2 protein-coding genes are annotated in these 1,585 nt (G+C 39.6%); one reads left to right on the top strand and one right to left on the bottom strand.

From position 1 onward, the window contains the following. Nucleotides 1–183 (top strand): hypothetical protein (locus tag WBA23_RS19325; RefSeq protein ID WP_424583921.1); only part of this gene is annotated, 183 nt, incomplete at its 5' end. A gap of 21 nt (nucleotides 184–204) precedes the next feature. Here the strand turns inward: WBA23_RS19325 and WBA23_RS19330 are convergent. Next, entirely contained in the window at nucleotides 205–1,278 is a 1,074-nt protein-coding gene (locus WBA23_RS19330) for a fatty acid desaturase family protein (protein ID WP_424583922.1), read from the bottom strand. Between the last annotated feature and the right edge of the window lie 307 nt (nucleotides 1,279–1,585).

Below are 1,585 nucleotides of genomic sequence, written 5' to 3' on the forward strand. Positions count from 1 at the left end.
TTAGGCGACGCTGAGGTTCCAACAGCAGTTACTGCCGCTAGTCACACGCAAGTACAGCAGGCTTTTCGGCAAGCATTTGTTGCGATGTTTAATCAGCTTATGTACATCAGCACTGGGTTATCTTGGGTTTCGGCCATTATTGCTTTTTTTCTGATCGATAAGAACCGCAAAGCAGCTAGTTGATCATTCTAGTTAACGAATAGTCTAGACTGCTTTGCCTAATGCTTTAAGATGCACTAAATGCGAGTAAAATGCTCGGGCAAACGAGGGATATTCGTGGTAAACAATATTAAACTCTTGGCAAGTTTCTTTTACTAACTTGTTGAGCTGGGGATAGTGAATATGGCTAATTCGGGGGAAAAGGTGATGCTCTACCTGAAAATTTAGCCCGCCGAACATCCAACTAATAACCTTGTTGTTAGTAGCAAAATTTGAGGTGGTAGAAATCTGATGTAGGGCCCATTCTTTTTCAACTTGGTTTGACTCCTGATTAGGAACAGGGAACTCCGTAGATTCTACTACGTGAGCCAACTGGAAGACCACACTAATACATAGCCCAAAAACAAAAGATACAACTACGAAGCCCAGTATTGCCGGTACCACCCCAACCATCAAGCTAGGTAAAAGTAGATAAACGGAGATATAGAATAATTTAGTAAGCCAAAAAATTACGTGCTCTTTTCGCTTACGTTCTTTACTTTCGGGCCCCTGAGAGATCCAGCCTTGAAAATATTTTTGAAAATCGTAGTAGAAAATCCAAGCTAAATAAGCAACACCGTACAAAAACACCCAGTAAATGTGCTGAAATCGGTGAAACCAATAGTGAGGTTGCTCCTCATGCAGTCGCATAAGAGGTTTCAGGTCAATATCTGAATCCATTCCTTCAATGTTAGTATAGGTATGATGATTGATATTGTGTTTGATCTTCCAGAAGTGAGCACTTGCGCCTAAGAAGTTGAAAAAATACGCGGAAGTTTTATTAAGCCACGAGCGATGAGAAAAACTTTGATGTCCTCCCTCATGCATAATATTAAAACCTATAAAAGCTGAGACAACTCCTAAAAGAGCGCACAACAAAACAGATAGCCATACCGAAGGGGTAAAGAATACCAAGACTATATAAAGCGCTATCGCGACTGTTACCAAGATGATCGACTTCGTATATAGCTTTTTCCCCCCGGATTTGTGCAAATCGTTTTCGGAAAAATATGAATTCACTTTTTCTTTCAGAGATCTGAAGAAAGGTCTTTGTTTATTATCGAATGAAACTTTAGTCATAATATATCGGTGCTAAGCTAACTTGGAATTAACCCGAGCTATAAGAACATTGTTTGCGAAGCTAGCAATGATTAAGAAAAATATTATAGGCTTATCGTTGGTAGGTAATCCATTGTTTGATGATTACTGTTTAACTAGAGAGCTTGCGAGAAGTGGGTACTTGATAATTTATTTGCGTTTAGGTTCGGTGCGATTAGATTGATTAAACATTAAGCAGATTTTTTTAATTCGAAATTCGCCAAAAACGGGTATAGCGCGATTGGCGAATAAGACCGATAGGACCGCGGTAGATACCACCGTCTACGTA

Source organism: Tunicatimonas sp. (assembly GCF_049647865.1).
Taxonomy (GTDB): Bacteria; Bacteroidota; Bacteroidia; order Cytophagales; family Cyclobacteriaceae; genus Tunicatimonas.

Excerpts from the sequence above, each read along its gene's own strand:
- WBA23_RS19330 (WP_424583922.1), bottom strand. The coding sequence starts at position 1,278 with ATGACTAAAGTTTCATTCGATAATAAACAAAGACCTTTCTTCAGATCT.